This is a genomic window from Chryseobacterium sp. FP211-J200 (assembly GCF_001643375.1).
Taxonomy (GTDB): Bacteria; Bacteroidota; Bacteroidia; order Flavobacteriales; family Weeksellaceae; genus Epilithonimonas; species Epilithonimonas ginsengisoli.
The window spans coordinates 40,551-58,466 of the sequence record NZ_LSHB01000054.1; the positions used below are offsets into that span (position 1 = coordinate 40,551).

Consider the following 17,916-nt stretch of genomic DNA (forward strand, 5'->3'; position numbering starts at 1 on the left):
GGCAAGTTGTGTTTTGAGCATCTCGAAACGTTTTCGGATGCGCAAAACAACTTGCCCTCGCAGGGGGCAGAAAACGATCTCCGAAGTCGATGTTTTATAAATTAATTGGATGGATGATGAATGATCATAACGGCAAACAAAAGAAAAGGACAGGACGCCGTCCGAAGGCTGATCCTGCCAAGATCCGATATACTATCTCTTTTAACGAAGTGGAACATTCCCGATTTCTTGAACTTTTTGACGAGTCAGGAATGAATGTAAAAGCCCATTTTATCACTTCGTGCATTTTTGAAAAGACGATTAAGGCCATCAAGATAGATAAAGGGACTGTGGATTTCTATATGAGACTGACCTCATTTCACAGTCAGTTTCGTGCGGTAGGTGTCAATTACAATCAGATGGTTAAACTGTTATACACTAATTTTTCTGAAAAAAAAGCAGGGGCTATGCTCTACAATTTGGAAAAACAAACTATAGAAATGGTGGAAATTTTCAAAAAGGTGATGCAGTTGACAGAGGAATTCGATCAGAAACATTTGAAAAATTCAGAATAAAATGATCGCAAAAATTGGAAGAAGCAGTAATCTTTACGGAACATTGTCCTATAATAATCTAAAAATTGAAAAGGAAAATGCTGAGATATTGTTGATGAACAAAATGATTGAAACTGTAGACGGGAAGTATACGGTATCACAATTGGCCAAGTCTTTTGAACCTTACCTCTTAGCCAATCGAAATACCGAGAAACATACACTGCATATCTCTCTGAATCCTGATCCTAAAGATAAGGTCTCTGACGAGGAATATTGGGAGATTGCCCAGCACTATATGGCAGAAATGGGTTATGGCGGCCAGCCTTTTGTTGTCTTTAAACATACAGATATTGACCGCAGTCACATTCACATTGTTTCAGTATGTGTTGATGGAGACGGAAGAAAAATATCCGATAAATTCGAGAGAATGCGGTCTATGGATATCTGTCGTGACCTGGAAAAAAAATATGGCTTGACAACCGCAATCGATAAGGTTGGGAAGAGTAATGACAAGATCTTCCGGCCTGTAGATTATCGCGCAGGTAATGTCAAAAGTCAGATAGCTTCAGTGGTTCGACACCTGCCAAACTATTATCAATACCAGACTTTGGGAGAATACAATGCCTTACTTTCCCTTTTCAATATTACAACGGAAAAAATCGAGGGCGAATTGCAGGGAAAGATGCGGAAGGGTCTGCTGTATATCCCTTTAAATGAAAAGGGCGAAAGAGCCGGACATCCTCTCAAAGCTTCCCTGTTCGGAAAGAACGCAGGACTTCCAGCATTAGAACTGCAATTTGCTAAAAACAAAGCGTCTTTAAAAGACCATCCCGCAAAGGCTAAACTAAAGTATGCCGTCAACAATTCCTTAAAGTCAACATCCAGCGAAGACTTTTTTAAAAAAGATCTTGGCGAACAGAAAATTGATACAGTAGTCCGTAGAAATGAAACAGGAAGAATTTACGGGATCACTTTTATAGATCACCTTTCCAGAACGGTTTGGAACGGTTCACGTTTGGGAAAGGAATTTTCTGCCAATACCTTTAATGAGCATTGGAACAATAATATCAAACAAAATAAAGAATCGGCTAGCATTAAATCGAAAATATTAACACCTGATGACGAAAATCTTCCGATGGATGAGCCGCATCATTTGTTCGGCATTTTAAATAATAATGATAGAAATATGGATGGTTTGGTTGAAGCATTGGGCAGTCTGATTCCTGAAACCCACGGTGATGACCAAGAAGAACTTGATTTTGCTGGTAATATGAGAAAGAAAAAGAAACGCCGAAGAAATCGCTAGTAGGATCATAGTCCTAAAGATATATTTTGCACAAATATTTAAGTATTTTTGTGATAAAGGATATAAAACATTGAAAACATTAAAATTTCATAAAACAGAATGTGGCGTAGATTTTCTTCTCAATGTGCTGACTGCGAAAGAGGTCAGCAACAATTATCTGAGTAACGAAACATATAACACTGATTTTTTTGAGATCATTTTTTTCACAAATGCTAATGGACATATGATAGTAGATCATCAAAAAATTGAAATTAAAGATCATACGGTCGTATTTCTGTCACTTTTTCAGAAGCGACAATTCTTCCTAGAGGCTGATAATTTGGAGTTTACTGTTCTGGCTTTTCAGGAGCAGTTTTTAAATGATTTTTTCTCTGACAAACTGTTTACCTTTCGCCTGTTGTATTTCTATCAGCTGGAATATCCATTAGGCATATATGTCGAGAGAGAAAGTATAGAGAGATATTGCGTACTGCTGTCAGAGATCAAGGTAGAGTTGTTAAAAACCAAAGCAGACAGTGTGCATATCGTACGATCAATTATCTATTATCTTTTACAAAAACTAAACAGGGAATATGCCGAGAAATATAATCTAGCTTTGGAAAAAAATGGCAATAATTATGCTTTCCTGTTCAAAAAAATGATCGAAATTCATATTAAGGAAAAGCAGCGTATTAATGATTATGCAGAGCTTCTGGGTATCAGTCGCATTTCACTGACCAAAATTGTAAAAGAACAATTTAATGTAACACCTGCCTATCTACTAAAGCAGCGATTGCTTACAGAAATAAAGGGCTACCTAATGCAAGACGAACTATCCGTTGCAGAAATTGCCTATCAGCTGCACTTCTCCGAACCCAACCATTTAATGCGGTTTTTTAAATCCCAAACGGGGATGACCACAGGCGAATTTTTGTCAGATTATCAAAATGGTATGTCTTACTGATATTTTGGTAGTGCTCTATTTTTAACTGCATCATAGTTTTGTATTATAAAAAATATCAAATATTATGAGTAAACAAGCATTGATCATTATCGATATCCAAAATGATTATTTTGAAGGAGGGTCATTTCCGTTGGCTAGCCCATTAGAGGCAAGTATTAACGCCAGTAAGGTTCTTAAATACTTCCGGAAAAAAGATCTGCCGATTGTCCACATTCAACATCTAAGTCCAAATGGTTCACCGTTTATGGTTACTGGAACCACCGGTGCTGAGATCCACGAAAATGTACGACCACTTGAGGGGGAAAAGATATTTCAAAAAAACTATCCCAATAGTTTCAGAGATACCGGTCTGTTGGATTATTTAAAAGATCAGGAAATAACAGAATTGGTGATCACAGGAATGATGACCCATATGTGTGTTGATGCTACGACTAGAGCTGCAAATGACTTTGGATTTAAATGCACAGTAATTGGTGACGCCTGTGCCTCTAGAGATCTGAATATCAATGGAAAAACAGTAAAAGCTGACGACGTTCATCACGCGTTTTTGTCCGCTTTGGAATTTTTCTATGCTGATGTAATAAGCGCGGAGGAATTTCTGTCTGCATAAAGTGTTACAAATCAGATCAGGTCCTGTTGTCAACTAACAGGATCTTTTTTTTAAGGAGAGGCATCACACTGCCATATATTTCCACAAAAATCCACATTCCCTCAATCACTGCGATTAGCTCATAAATTCACGCCCATATCTGAAAATAATTAAAAAATGCAGGGTGAAGACGATTTAAGAGGGCTAGCCAAAATAATGGCTTTTATGAGAGCAGTTAGTATCATAGTAATATTGATGCACCTTTACTGGTTTTGCTATAGCTTTTTTACACAGCGTGGCTGGAACTTAGAACTTGTCAATAAGATCCTGCAAAATTTTAACAGGGCGGCAGGACTCTTTGGCAAACCAATCTATTCAAAACTTTTTGCATTTGTATTGCTGGGGCTGAGCTGTTTTGGAACCAAAGGGGTGAAAAATGAGAAGATCACCTGGCAGAAAATATCTGCAGTGTTAGTACTGGGTACTGTCCTATTCTTTTTCAACACACCTTTATTACTGATCTCACCAAATCCTTTGACATTGCCTTATATGATTTCAACTGGCTCAGGCTATATCTTACTGATGATGGCGGGTGTATGGGTCAGTCGTCTTCTAAAACATAATCTGATGGATGATGTTTTTAATAGTGAGAATGAAAGTTTTCTGCAGGAGACCAGATTGATGGAAAACGAATATTCCGTTAACCTGCCCACAAAGTTTTACTACAAAAACAAATGGAACAGTGGCTGGATCAATGTGGTCAATCCATTTCGTGCAACCATTGTCTTGGGTACACCGGGATCAGGAAAATCCTACGCTGTGGTCAATAATTACATCAGGCAGCATATTGAAAAGGGATTTTCCATGTACATCTACGATTTTAAGTTCGATGACCTTTCCCTTATTGCCTACAACCATCTGTTAAATCATTCGGAGGGTTACAAGATCAAACCGAAATTTTATATCATCAACTTCGACGATCCCAGAAAAAGCCACCGTTGCAATCCGTTGAATCCAAACTTTATGACGGATATCTCAGATGCCTATGAAGCAGCTTACACCATTATGCTCAATCTGAACCGAAGCTGGATCCAAAAGCAGGGCGACTTCTTTGTAGAAAGCCCGATCATCCTTTTGGCAGCGATCATTTGGTTCCTGAAGATCTATCAGAACGGTCAATACTGCACTTTCCCGCACGCCATCGAACTATTGAATAAGAAATATGAGGATGTCTTTACGATCCTGACCTCCTACTCCGAACTTGAAAACTACCTCTCCCCCTTTATGGATGCCTGGCAGGGCGGTGCGCAGGATCAGCTGCAGGGACAGATCGCTTCTGCAAAGATCCCTTTGTCCCGAATGATCTCCCCGCAACTCTATTGGGTGATGACAGGAGATGATTTCTCGCTCGACATCAACAATCCGGAGGATCCCAAGATATTATGTGTGGGAAACAATCCGGACCGCCAGAACATCTATTCGGCTGCACTGGGACTTTACAATTCAAGAATTGTCAAACTGATCAATAAAAAAGGACAGCTGAAAAGTTCAGTCATTATTGATGAACTACCTACCATTTATTTCAGAGGATTGGACAACCTGATCGCTACCGCCAGAAGCAATAAGGTTTCAGTCTGCTTGGGATTTCAGGACTTTTCTCAATTGACAAGAGATTATGGAGATAAGGAAAGCAAGGTGATCCAAAACACCGTAGGAAATATATTTAGCGGACAGGTCGTTGGAGAAACCGCCAAATCATTATCAGAAAGGTTTGGTAAGGTTTTACAGAAAAGACAAAGTATTTCGATCAATAGAAATGACACGTCAACGTCCATTTCAACACAATTGGACAGCCTGATCCCGGCATCGAAGATCTCAACACTCACCCAGGGATTTTTTGTAGGTGCCGTTTCTGACAACTTTGATGAAAGGATCGATCAGAAAATATTCCATTCTGAGATTGTCGTTGACAGCGCCAGATTTTCTGCGGAGGAAAAGAATTATCAAAAAATACCTCACATCCGTTCATTTGTTGACGAGAACGGAGCCGAGCGCATGCGGGAGGAAATTACAGCCAATTATAAAAATATCAAAGCGGATATCCTGATGATTATTACGAATGAAATGGATAGAATTTCAAACGATCCTGACCTGCAGCATCTGATCAATAAAGAATAAAAAAACCTTGAATGCAGACTGACAGACAGGTATTCAAGGTTTTCAAACCAATCACTCCCCTTCAGTATTCATAAAGTGCTGATTGAGATGTTCACCGACCAGATTCAAGAATTTCGTCGGCCCCTGTTTTCGGTTCCGGATCTCAAAGATCGTTTTGTGGAAGTTGCCGAGGTCTGTGTCCAGAGATCTCTCCATAAACTTAATGACCTCACTGAGTTCAATGTTGCCGCCATTGAAACATCGCATCTGGTAAAGCGCATAGACCAATTCGATCAGGCCAACCTTGGATGCAGACCATACCAGTGGTGACAAGCTTTTACCAACGGGATGATCGCCAATATTTTCGAGCTGTTTTTTTAAATATTGATCCAATTTCTGGCTGGCAAGGAATCTCGCGATCAGATGATCGTGAGAAGTGGTAAAACTTGTGTCAAAATTATAGAAGCCAAAGGATAATTTCATTTTCAGGTCGTAGGAATTTCTGACAAATATCTTCTGGTCAAGATAGGTGGCTTCCCTCCTGTAATAACTGTAAAATTCTGCCTGCTCCTCATAAAAGGTTTTAAGCTTCTCCTGTTCTGCCTCATAGTACTTTTTCAGAGCCTTGTTCCCCGCATTAGGTTTATGGGATTCGATATCCAGAATAGTGGAATAATAGATGAATTTTGAAATAAATTGGGGCTTCAGTGTTTTAAAGAAATAGACTTCTTCAGCGATAGTCTCAAAATGGTGCGGGGAGATCATCTCCTTTAAATTTCTGACCGATTCATCGATGAGTATAAGAGATTTCTCAGCGATCTTAACCATGTCTTCGTCGTCGTCATACACTTCGTTGATCTTCAACTCCAGGTCGTCATTTAATTTTGTGATCTTTCTAAAAATAGTTTTTGTTACCATGTCCTTTTTTTAGAAATTTACAAAAAAACCTTTATTGATGCCTAGTTAGCTCAATCCCAATTCTTTTTTTCTGTTCCTGATGTAATCTGTCGGTCTGATGCCGTTGATCTCATAAAACAGGCTGGAGAAATTTTGACGGGCTGCTATGCCGCATTCCTCTGCCAAAGCTTCGATGGTGTAATGGAGGTATTTATTGTTGGTATTGAGGAGATTGGTAATATAGTTGATCCGAAGTTCAGCGATGTATCTGTTGAAGTTCATACCCTTGTTCTCGTTGATATAGATGGAGAGATAATGGGAATTCGTACCGAGTTTTACCGCTGTACTATGTTGGGTCAACCCCTTTTTCCGGAATTGATGTTCATCTTCAAACTTTTTTAGTTTTTCTGTGATCTTCCGCGCCATCTCATCGGTCAGAAAAGTTTTTCTGATCGAATATTCAGGTGCCTCCTCAATGACGAGGTCGCCTTTGGCAATTGATTGTTCTGCCAGTTTTTTTTGAAGGAGTAAATATTGCTTTTTGATTTTTCGGTCTTTCCGGTAACGTACTACTAAAATAATCAGGACCAGTAAGACAAGCCCTGCAAGGAATTGAGCGTAAACAGTCTTTTTTTTGCTGACCTGCTCCAGCCTTTCCTTCTCCTCTACCAGCGAGCGGCGATCAAAATCCCTGTGAAGTTTTGAAGAGAGATATGCATAATTGGTGGTCAGCAGGCTGTCAGCTTTCAGCAATTGGTTGGTATAATACAGCTGCCTCTTAACATCTTTATCTTTATAATGTTCGATCAGAAAGTTGTAGCTTTTATAGACCTCGGGCAATACAAAGGCGTGAACTTCAAAAATAGAATCGATCTTCGTATAATATAAAATAGCTTTATCGGCATCGTTCTGTGCCTCGTTGATCTTGCCCAGATAGTAATACACCACAGACGCCCAGGCAAAATCATTTCTTTGGACAATGACTGGTAATGAACTTTCAAGGTCGGCCTCTGCACCTGAGTAGTCCTTTTTTATAAATTTTGAAATGCCTCGGCACTTCAGAAAATAGCTGTGCTCCAAAGCAAAATCGTCATCCTTTAAAGTAAGGTCATATCCCAACTGGCTCAGACTGTCGCTCTTCTTGTAGTTTTTAAGATACCGGCAGGTAACCGTTAGCTGGTGAAGGCTGTTCAGATAGGCCTTTTTGCGGTTAAACTTTTCGTTGAAATGAAGTTTTGCCTCTGTTTTTTTTCCATAATAGGCAACGCACTCATCAAAATGCTCCTGGGCCTCCTCATAATAACCCAAATGTAATTTCACAACCCCTAAATGATAGATCACCTTATGATGAAGATATTGGTCATCTGACCTTTTGGAAAATTCATAGGCCTTTAAATATTGATCCAGTGCAAGTTTGTAGTTCTTGTGATAGAAATAGTAAATGATACCCTTGCTGAGGTAATCATTACTGATGTCGTCCTTAGTGCCATATTTGATGCTGGCCGCAATTGCACTGTCCGCATAGTTGATCTTGTGCGGGAGATCGAACTGCCGTCCGTCCCGGTAACCCTGGATCAGCTTTGAGAAATTGGATTCATCCTTTGCCTTTCGGATAAAGATCCTGACATCAGGCATCGCACTGATGTCATCAATGGTTTTCATCTCATACTTTTTTCTTATTTCCTCAAAGGTCTTTTCTTTCTTGGGCTGTGAAAATGTAAGCTGTGATAAAAAGGAAAAGAGCATGAGAAAGCCGTAACACTTTTTCATATGCTTATTATTAGAACCTCACCATCTCAAAATTAAACATTTTCCCATTAAATAAAGGATTTCTATGCGGCTTGATGGTCTGTCAGACGGAAATTGTTCATAACTCTCTTGACTAAAGGCTTAATGCCTGAAAATGAGTGGTACAATTTTAAAATTGATACGTCGTCATTTTAAAATAGCGCCACAGCAGGCTTTTTTTCAATTACCGACGACTCTACCTTTGGTCTCAGAATTCTAGTATAATCCGGCCGGAATAACCATTTAAAACTATTTAAAATGAAAAAGTTATTCCCATTTTTAAGTCTTATCGCATGCACATTTGGTGTGCTGAATTGTGCAGAACGTGATGACGCTGCGTTATCGAAAACCGAAACTGATGATTTTATGCCCGCCGTATTTCTGCGTGGGGACACGGTCAGAAAAGACAATCCACCCGTAGATCCTGATCCACCTGTGAGAGATGGTGACAACTGGCGGACTGTTCCAATAAATAATTAAATTTTATATCCTATGATTCCCCATACCTCCATATCAGTTGTCACAGGCTTACCATGTCCGGAAAGCGGCATTTGGGAAAGTATGGGGAATTTTAAGACCACCTGTCCCATCATGAAAGGCAGCAAGATGCCGGACTATTGCGGATTGAAAGTAAAATGGAGACTGTTGCGGTCAAGTTAAATTCTAAAAATATTGGTGATGAAAAATTATTTGAATACCTTCATTTTAATAGTCAGTTATTTTTTTATTCTGCTGTTCGTCTATGCGGGTATCAGTAAAATTCTTGACTTTGAAAACTTTCAGGTGCAGATCGCTCAGTCTCCCCTTCTTAGTGCATATGCAGGGAGTATTTCATATATCGTCATCATAATAGAGCTTATTGCCGTATTACTACTGGGCTTTACAATAACACGAAAATGGGGACTTCAATTATCGTTTTGCATAATGGCAAGTTTCACTGCCTATATATTTTTAATCCTGAATTACAGTGAACATGTACCCTGCTCTTGTGGTGGAATTTTAGAGAAGATGGGATGGAAGGAGCATTTGATATTTAATATTGTCTGTGTCGCTATTTTGGGCTATGGTAATCTAATAGACGATTCAGATGGAAAGGTTGCTATTAAAAAAAACAGACCATTACATGTTAAAATTCTCCATCTTTCTACTCTTTGCATAATTAGTTTCGGAGTTGTATTGCTATTGTTCTTTTCCTCTGATCATATCATTAAAAAAGAAAATAATTTTACAAGGCGCTATCTTAAATATCCCGTAAATCTTATACAGACCAAAGAACTTGACAATCCCTATTTATATTTTGCAGGAGGTGATAAGGGCTTTCTACATCTTGCCAATAAAAAAAAACCACTTGATCTTCAACTTATCAGTAAAGATCTCAAAAAATCAGAACTGCGCAAGATATCAATCGATAATAAAAACTACCCTTTCAAAAATATCAATGTCAAAACTTATCGCAATCAATATTATCTGTTTGATGGGACTGTACCAATTATATTCAGGGGTGATATTAAGACATTAAAATCTAAAACAATAGATATTGGAAAATTTTATTTTTCTCAGCTAGCCGTTATAGATTCAGCCAATTTTATTTTAAGAATTCAAAGTACTGAGACCAAGGAATTGGAATTAGCACGTTACAACACTGCCCTACCAACAAAATTCTATGTTAATAAAGATATTTTGGATAGGCAAACAGATGGGATTTTTGATGCTGATGGTCTGCTTACAAGTGATACAGACCATTCTGAATTCATTTACATCTACAATTACAGAAATCAATTTGCAACAACAGATCAATATCTTCATAAAGTACAGAAATTCAATACCATCGACACTATTTCGAAAGCTCAGATAAAAACCAAGAAACTTAAAGATGGAAAGAACAAAATGACAACCCCTGTATTAAAGGTTAACAACAAAAGTGTGGCTTACAAAAATGTATTGTTCAACCATTCGTTGGTAAAAGGCAGGCACGAGCCTATGCGTTTATGGAAAGAGTCTGATGTGATTGACCTGTATTCAATCGATAAAGGAGAATATATCGGCAGCTTCTATCTCTATGAAGAGGACAGGCAAAAAATATCAGATTTTTATGTCACCGATGACCACCTATATGTCATAAGAAAAAATTTACTTTCTCAATACCGTTTCAGCAACAGTATTAAAAAGAACTTCAAAACAGGGAAAGCCGAAAACCTGAACAAAGAGTAGGCAAACATCTAAATTATAATTATTATGAAAAAAGTAATGATTTCAGCTGTCGTAATACTTTTCGGCACTGGCGCTGCTTTCGCAACGAACTACAAAAGTACCAAAGCAATTTTCACGGGTTATCGTCTGGTCAATTCAGGAGGAGAACTGCAATGTGAGCCTGACAAAAATTGTACAGATGTGGACACAGGAGCCATTTGCACTTGGTCTTCTGATAATGCAACACCACTTCACAGGCTGGAAAGTCCTTCGATGTGTGTACAGACTTTGTATGAAATTAATCCGTAATCTTATTAAAGAAGGATGCTCATTGAGCATCCTTTTTCATTATTTCATTTATCCAATCGACAGATCTTTGTCCTTTCAAAAAATAATCCCACCATTCAAGACATCGTGTGGTCAGGTCTAAACTTTCTGGAGTCAGCATTCCTAATGAGTGTCCTTTGTCACGGTAAAACAATGCTATAGCAGGCTTTTTATTTCGAAGCAGGCCTATGTAGAAAGCCATTGTTTCATCTGGACTTACATTCTCGTCCTTCATTCCTGTCCATAATAAGATCGGTGACCTTACATCTTGAATATGGTCTATCGGATTATTTTCCCTGTAATGGTCTCCATTTTCAGCATAAGACCTTTTCATTTGATATTGCGCCAATTCCATTCTTGAATAGTCAGGCATCTGAAGCGGATAGTTATAAGTGAAGTATTTTGTGATCAGGCTACTGATTCCTGAACCCGATACGTAAGCTGCAAAACGATCAGATCTTGTAGCTATAAAATTTGTTTCATATCCACCAAAGGAATGACCTGTAAGTCCTATTTTCGATTGGTCGATATAACTGTATTTCAATATGGCATCCAGTCCTGAATTAACGCAATCCAAAGCAGAGATTCCCGGCCCTCTTTCATCCACTATCGTATCAGGAAGGAAAACAAAGTACCCCCGCTCCAACAACATCCGGATATTAAAACCCTCTTCATCGACCTGGGGCAAAAGATAGTGATGGGCTAGACCATTCTGTTCCTGATAGACCTTGACAATGACAGGAAAGGACTTGCTTTCAGTAAAGTTCTTCGGATAATATAAGTGTCCTTCCAATTCAACACCCAAAGAATTTCGGTACTTCAGGATCTCTCTCTTGATGCCATCCAGACCTGTTGAATCCTTTGCAGGGACTGAACTCAGAAGCTTTTCTACCGATGCATTCGCTGTATATTTATAGATTTGGGGATAGCTGTTATAGGTCTCTTCAATGCTATAAAAAGAATTATTCTTAGAAGCTGCAAAATCCTTTAGCCTTCTGTCCTTCCACGGAATTATCATTTTTGTTTTTCCTTTATTAAAAGAATAATAGGCACTTTTCTTACTGGTCTTATCTTGAACATCCAATAAAAGCAGATTAGAATCTAAGTGTTGCATTGATATTTGAAGACGTGAAAACTGATCCAGTTCAGTAGTCTTCACATTGCTGATTCGCACATTTTTTCCGGAAAAACTTTGTGTTGGCATCAACCGATGGCGTAAAATATCGTATACCCAAAGGTCATTAAGACCTCCAAAATAAATTCTCCTGCCATCTGCTGAAAAAATTGGTTTTGTGGTTCCTTTTGTATGGATGGGAAATATCTCCCTTTTCAAAACATCATAATAATACCATATCCGATCAGATGTATTGTACAATAAAAATTGTTTCTTGTCTTTTGCAAAAATGACTGCACTGACCTTTGTTAGGACAGGCGTTAACTCCGTCTTATCACTATCAAAGAGCTTTATGTCAAAAGTGGCAGTTGGATCAACATAATTATCAGACTCCTCTGTGTCATATGCAAGAAAGTAACGACTGATGCCCGTTGGTATATAGTGCGTCGATAGCGATGGTAATTTTTCAGTTTCCAAACTATTCAGATCAACAAGCCATGCACTTTGCGAGACTACTCCTGAAATTTTCTGGCGCAATTTCAGATCATTCGTGTACCAGACATCTACCATAGCAGAGGCATCAGCACGCTGTTTTTTGATAAAACTCACAAAAAGTGATCTTTCCTTACCGCTAAGTAACTCCGTAGCCCTGATATAGTCGGACACGACGGGAGTTATAGAATGCCGTAATAAATGGTCATCCTTGGTTCTTATAATGATGAGATTCAGCGCTCCCTCTTTATTTTTTTCTGTAAGGAAAAGATGATCACCGGACTCTGAAAAACTCGTGTTAACTATTTCGAGAGCTGTACTGTAGATCGGCTCTTCTTTTTTATTGTATCCATTGAAGACCTCGATCATATTATTATTCTTCTTTTGATAATAAAGCTGGGATCTGTTATCCGATACTACGCTTTCAACCTCCCGAAATACCCTGTTCGATCTCCCCGAACTACCATAGATGCCTAGTGCGCCATCTGTGTGCAGAATAAAAAATTGATCTCTTGAGGGCACAACATCCGCCTTGCGTATTCCAACGAATCGATCGGTCGTGCCTTTTAAAAGATCCTTTAATACAAGAGTATCCGCACCTAATGCCAATAAACAATGCTGTCCCAGAAAACTTTGTCTGATATTCTTTCTGACCAGATGATCAACAGGCACTCCCGGTCTCTCCGTATCAAAGACCATGATGCTATCGGTATTTTTATAATACAATTTTCTTGCGAGTAGCCAACGCCCATTATCAGATACATTGATGCGGGACCAGGTGGAATAGCCCGAGATCCAATTTTCCAAAGTATCTTTCTTGGTCGCCTGCGCCGAGATCAACGCATGTGATGTCAGAGCATAAAGCAACAATCCCCAATTTTTTATTTTAATAGCCATTATTTTGAGGATTGAGGTTGGGGTTCATCAGAATTTCTCTTTCCGGCAATGGCCACAGTGCCTGATAAGTTGCCCAATTCGGTTTTGTCGTTTTCAGATCCTCAAGCCTCCCGAATCTTTTAAGGTCAAAAAAACGATGTCCGGTTTCTGTAAAAAACTCTCTTCTCCATTCCAGAAGGATCTCATTTAGAAGTATAGATCTATCTATAGGCTGTGTTAAAACTGAAATCTTCGCTCGTGTCCTTGTTGCATTCACATAAGGCAGGGACTCTACTATTTTATTCTGTTGCGCCAACGCTTCTGCCAATAAAAGGTAAACCTCCTCCAACCTAAAGATAATGGAAAACTCCGTGGTGTTGGCACTTCTCAATTTGTACTTATCGGTCCTATACCAAGTATTGGCACCCACTTTAACCTCTGCGATCCAATTTTGTTTTCGGATATCCACTGATGAAAAAGAATTGATCAGGTCTGAAGACAATGCAAAACTGGTAGGGGCCGCATTGGCAAAATAATAAAGTATCGCTTCCTTGGTGCCATCAGCGGAAATAAGGGGCTTGAGTTGCCATAGTACATGGGTACTTGATTTTGTAAATACCTTGGTGATATCATTTTGAAAAACATAGAGATTGCTCTGTACGATCGTTTTAAGTAAAGCTTCTGCGTCTGACCATTTATTTTGGGCCATATAGACTTTGGCTAGCATCAATTCCGCCACTTTCCTGTTGGCAAATATCCTATCGGTATGGCGGTAGTCATTTCTGATGATCTGAATAGATTCCAAAAGATCCGAACGCAATAGTTCCAGCACATCAGCGGAGCTCTTTTTACTGAGATTCTGGTTTATTCTATAATCAATGACAGAAGGCATTGGTATATCACCGAAGCTCTGTTGCAGATAAAAGAACAAAATGGAGCGGATAAGTAAAACCTCTCCACGGATCTGATCTTTATCTGCACTCGATAACGCTGTCGATCTTGCTAATCCATCAAGAATGGAGTTGGCAACATAGACCTGTTGGTAGGCACCACTCCAGTAGGAGGCGATTACCGTATTGTTTGCCCTTTGTGTATTATTGAACAATTCAACGGTTCCAAGACTGGCGGTCATAGAATAATAATTCAGGTCGTCTGTGTAAACACCCAGCAATTTGCCGGCATTATCCCCCGAGAGCGGAGAATTATCGTACAGACCGGAATAAAGACCGGCTAGAGCTGCATAAGCAGTTTGTTTGTCAGAAAATACCTGTTCTGAAGATATCTGATTTTGTGGAAGATCCACTTCCAGCATTTCTTCACAAGAACTGATAAGAAACAAGGTCCCTAAAGATAGGTAGGTAATATATTTTTTCATTGTATTTGATTTTAAAAGTTGATCTGTGTTCCCAATACAAAAGTTCTCAGAGGGGGCAGAAATCCCGGAAGGGGCGTAAATTCAGGATCAAGACCGAAGTATTTCGTAACGGTAACAAGGTTTTGACCTTGAAGGTAGATCCTGACATTGTCAACCATAGATGACTGTAGAGGTATGTTAAATCCTAACTGGACATTCTTCAATCGGATAAAAGAAGCATCCGAAACACTTGCGGTACTCGATTGGAATAAACTCAGCAGAGGGTTCGCTGCAGTTTGATAAGGCATATACGTACCAGTCGGATTATCCGCAGACCATACATTCAATGCCTCCACTGGCAGATTATTCATGGATCCCGGTGCAGGCATGAGATAATTATAGTTCCTGTTCTTCTGCTTGACAAATTGAAATAGAAAAGAAAAATCCCAGTTTTTATATTGGAAGGTATTATTCCAACCACCAAAATACCGAACCCCGATATTTTCGACCACCCTATTATCATCGGGAGAAGCAATTTTCCCATCACCGTTGAAATCGGTAAAGATGTATTTGCCCGTTGCAGGATCGATCCCCTGCAGTTGGTATAACTTAACAATAGATGTTGATTCTCCGACAACATAGGCATTGGAATAGGTAGAACCTTCCAGTCCGGGAAATGATAACAATTTATTTTTAGGGATGCTCAAATTGAAGCTCGAATCCCAGCGAAATGTTTTTGTCCGAACGGGAAATCCTCCAAGTTCTATTTCCCAGCCCCTGTTCTCAACTGTGGCAGGCAAATTTGCCAAGACCGAGCTAAACCCTGTGATAGCAGGCAATTGATAGCCTATCAGCTGATTGGAAGACCTGTTCCTGTAAAAAGCAGTGGACAGGTTGAGCCTGTTATCAAAAAATGCCATCTCCAAAGCCGATTCGAGCTTAACTGTCTTTTCCCAGCTAAAATCAGGGTTGTTAAGCTTGGAAGGTACCAGACCTGTAATGCCGTTGTATTGCAATGTCGAAGCGGTATAAGTATCAAGATACTGGTAGTCGCCAATATTGTCACTTCCGGAAGTTCCCCAGCTTGCCCGTAATTTACCAAAGCTTAACCACGATAGATCTTTAAGCCAGCTTTCCTCGGAAAAAAGCCAGGCCACTCCTACTGCACCAAAGTTGGCAAACTTGTTATTAGGGCCAAACCTGCTGCTGCCGTCCCTTCTACCCGTCACATTCAGAATATAGCGGTCATTGAAACGGTAGTTGACCCTGCCGAAAAATGCCCCATAGCGGTACGCCGTATCGATCTGATCATAAACGGTCTTGGTCTGCGCCGCCCCAATATTGGTGATCAATATATTACTTTCAAATCCTACTCCCCTCATCCCATTCTGACGACCGAGATCTTGCTGATAGGTGGCACCCAATAATGCCTCTACTGCATGTCTGTCACTTTTAAACTTCCATGACATCTGGGGCTCCAAGGTAAACGAAAGCTTGTCCAAATGATTTTTAGAGGCCTGCGAAAATGCAGGGGTCATTCCGAATGATGGATTATTGACCGTATGCGGTATAAGTGAAGACTCATCCATGACCTGATAGTTAAAACCACTGTTAAGTCTAAGATCAATGCCTTTGAACAACTCATAGCTGAGGTTCATACTGGAAATGATTTGAAAGTTATCATTGTTGTAGGTACTTCCAAAGGCCGCAACCGGATTGGTAAAAGTATTTTTCTCCCAGTTCAGGCTTCCATCCGAATTATACAGTGCAGGCGCATTTGGTGCTATCACCAATGCCTGACGGGTCAGATCCAAATTAGGAATATTGTTCTTTTGAAAACCCAGCATATTGGAGAAGTTCAGGGAAAATCGGTTGTCCTTCGAGCGATGAGAGATGTTCGCAGTGATATTATTTTTCTTGTAGCCAAAGTCATTACCAAAAACGGTGGTCTGCTCATTGTGGCCATAACTGATCAAAAAATGCGTTGTAGCACTTCCGCCTTTGATAGACAAGGAAACATCCGAAAAGTTGGCCGTATTACCAAGCAAACGGTCGCTCCAATTGGTATAGCGGTTGATGTCCCAGGTTCCATTGATGTCGTAGGCCGTTGCGGGATAGGTGCTGACACCGGAATTTGCAAAGGCCTGTTTTCGCATTGCGACGTACTGTTCCGTATTCATCATTTCAAGTCCGATCATAGACCTGCTGATGCCGTACGAGCTATTGAACGTAATGCCTACGCCCGTTCCCTTTCCTTTCTTCGTTGTCACCAAGATCACACCGCTTGCACCCCGACTCCCGTAGATAGCGGTCGCATCCGCATCCTTCAAGACCTCTATACTTTCGATATTATTAACAGGAATACTGTTCAGGGGATTGATGATACTTCCCGGCAACACCGTTCCTGAAAACTTGCTGGGCAAATCACCACCGATGCTTACACCATCGACAACGTATAGTGGCATATTACCATCCACACCACTGTTGGCAGTGGTCCTGAGACTATTTTTACCTCTGATCTGAATGTTGAATCCTCCACCGGGCATTCCACTATTCTGGGTGACACTGACCCCTGAAATCCGTCCCTGAATTGCGGACAGGACGTTGTTGACGGGCTGGTTTTCTATGTCTTTTGCTGAAACTTTGGCGATACTACCGGTTCTTTCTTTGTCTCTGACCTTGTAGTAGCCTGCATTGAGAATAACTTCTTCGATTCCCTTTACATTTTCCTTTAAACTGATATTGATGACTTTCTGATTATTGGCTTTGATTCGCTCTTCTGAATAATCAGGGTGTCTGAACAATAGGATGGGATTTTCTGCTGAAACCTGTAATGTGTAGGTTCCGTTTTCGCTGGTGGTGGTTACCTCATCACTTCCCTCTTGGGAGATGGTTACTCCTGAAAGGGGTTTGTTGGACGTGGTAACGGTACCGGAAATGGTGCGGGTTTGGGCTTTTATGTTGCTGCTGACAGCGGTCAGCATAAGGCCAAAGAAAATACCTCCTATCTTGTAATAGGAATTTTTCATAGATTTGTAAAAGGTTTTTTAATTGTTCAGTAATTACTAAGCTTCGCTCTTTCCCAAGGTCGTCAAACTGTATGGGAAGGGGCTTTTTTGTTTTTGATCTTTTGTAATTTTAGTAGTGGCTTCATTGATGGATAAAAACTTTCCTGATGCCCTTTGGTATGAAAAAGGACTGGTGAGGATCTAAAGCAGTGACCGCAAGGCACCGGAAAGAATTTGATATGAATGAAATCTGTGTCCCGAGTGAGCTATTTAAAGCCGCAATAGGTTGTACCCTCCTATTGTATTGTGTAGTCTGATACTGTATTTTAGGAAGCGGGCTTA

At 39.9% G+C, this 17,916-nt stretch carries 14 protein-coding genes; 9 read left to right on the forward strand and 5 right to left on the reverse strand.

Annotated features, from left to right (window positions below; all coding sequences use genetic code 11):
* Nucleotides 1–116 precede the first annotated feature (116 nt).
* From mobA to mobC, 5 genes are all read left to right on the forward strand, one after another.
* Complete coding sequence (mobA, locus tag AXA65_RS15295) at nt 117–554, forward strand: conjugal transfer protein MobA (protein ID WP_063970995.1); 438 nt, start codon at nt 117–119, stop codon at nt 552–554.
* A 1-nt stretch (nt 555) separates the two neighbouring features.
* On the forward strand, nt 556–1,839 hold the full coding sequence (gene mobB, locus AXA65_RS15300; protein ID WP_063970941.1) for a conjugal transfer protein MobB: 1,284 nt from the start codon (nt 556–558) through the stop codon (nt 1,837–1,839).
* 70 nt (nt 1,840–1,909) lie between these two features.
* Nucleotides 1,910–2,782, forward strand: a complete 873-nt coding sequence (locus tag AXA65_RS15305; protein WP_086048226.1) for a helix-turn-helix domain-containing protein — start codon at nt 1,910–1,912, stop codon at nt 2,780–2,782.
* A 64-nt stretch (nt 2,783–2,846) separates the two neighbouring features.
* Nucleotides 2,847–3,392 carry a cysteine hydrolase family protein gene (locus AXA65_RS15310; RefSeq protein ID WP_063970943.1) on the forward strand — a complete coding sequence of 182 codons (546 nt, stop codon included), beginning with the start codon at nt 2,847–2,849 and terminating at the stop codon, nt 3,390–3,392.
* A 156-nt stretch (nt 3,393–3,548) separates the two neighbouring features.
* Entirely contained in the window at nt 3,549–5,549 is a 2,001-nt protein-coding gene (mobC, locus tag AXA65_RS15315) for a conjugal transfer protein MobC (protein ID WP_063970944.1), read from the forward strand.
* 51 nt (nt 5,550–5,600) lie between these two features.
* On the opposite strand, the gene AXA65_RS15320 is transcribed toward mobC, so the two are convergent.
* Nucleotides 5,601–6,446 (reverse strand): RteC domain-containing protein, encoded by an 846-nt coding sequence (locus AXA65_RS15320; RefSeq protein ID WP_063970945.1) that lies wholly within the window; start codon nt 6,444–6,446, stop codon nt 5,601–5,603.
* A gap of 45 nt (nt 6,447–6,491) precedes the next feature.
* Nucleotides 6,492–8,195, reverse strand: coding sequence for a helix-turn-helix domain-containing protein (locus AXA65_RS15325; RefSeq protein ID WP_063970946.1), 1,704 nt, complete (start codon nt 8,193–8,195; stop codon nt 6,492–6,494).
* Between the two features lie 276 nt (nt 8,196–8,471).
* Between AXA65_RS15325 and AXA65_RS15330 the strand changes: the two genes are divergently transcribed.
* Genes AXA65_RS15330 through AXA65_RS15340 form a run of 4 tightly spaced genes read left to right on the forward strand, consistent with a single transcriptional unit; the run spans nt 8,472 to nt 10,712 of the window.
* Nucleotides 8,472–8,693 carry a hypothetical protein gene (locus tag AXA65_RS15330; protein WP_063970947.1) on the forward strand — a complete coding sequence of 74 codons (222 nt, stop codon included), beginning with the start codon at nt 8,472–8,474 and terminating at the stop codon, nt 8,691–8,693.
* A gap of 12 nt (nt 8,694–8,705) precedes the next feature.
* Entirely contained in the window at nt 8,706–8,873 is a 168-nt protein-coding gene (locus AXA65_RS19950; protein WP_165596612.1) for a hypothetical protein, read from the forward strand.
* An 18-nt stretch (nt 8,874–8,891) separates the two neighbouring features.
* A complete protein-coding gene (locus AXA65_RS15335; protein ID WP_063970948.1) occupies nt 8,892–10,424 on the forward strand; it encodes a DoxX family protein in 1,533 nt (510 codons plus the stop codon).
* A gap of 24 nt (nt 10,425–10,448) precedes the next feature.
* Nucleotides 10,449–10,712, forward strand: a complete 264-nt coding sequence (locus AXA65_RS15340; protein ID WP_063970949.1) for a DUF6520 family protein — start codon at nt 10,449–10,451, stop codon at nt 10,710–10,712.
* A 19-nt stretch (nt 10,713–10,731) separates the two neighbouring features.
* Here AXA65_RS15340 and AXA65_RS15345 read toward each other — a convergent pair whose 3' ends face one another.
* Genes AXA65_RS15345 through AXA65_RS15355 form a run of 3 tightly spaced genes read right to left on the reverse strand, consistent with a single transcriptional unit; the run spans nt 10,732 to nt 17,595 of the window.
* Nucleotides 10,732–13,233 carry a prolyl oligopeptidase family serine peptidase gene (locus AXA65_RS15345; protein WP_063970950.1) on the reverse strand — a complete coding sequence of 834 codons (2,502 nt, stop codon included), beginning with the start codon at nt 13,231–13,233 and terminating at the stop codon, nt 10,732–10,734.
* A complete protein-coding gene (locus AXA65_RS15350; protein ID WP_063970951.1) occupies nt 13,223–14,587 on the reverse strand; it encodes a RagB/SusD family nutrient uptake outer membrane protein in 1,365 nt (454 codons plus the stop codon). Before AXA65_RS15350 ends, AXA65_RS15345 begins: the two co-directional genes overlap by 11 nt.
* 11 nt (nt 14,588–14,598) lie before the next feature.
* Nucleotides 14,599–17,595: a SusC/RagA family TonB-linked outer membrane protein gene (locus AXA65_RS15355; protein WP_063970952.1), complete on the reverse strand. Its 2,997-nt coding sequence runs from the start codon at nt 17,593–17,595 to the stop codon at nt 14,599–14,601.
* Nucleotides 17,596–17,916: the final 321 nt, after the last annotated feature.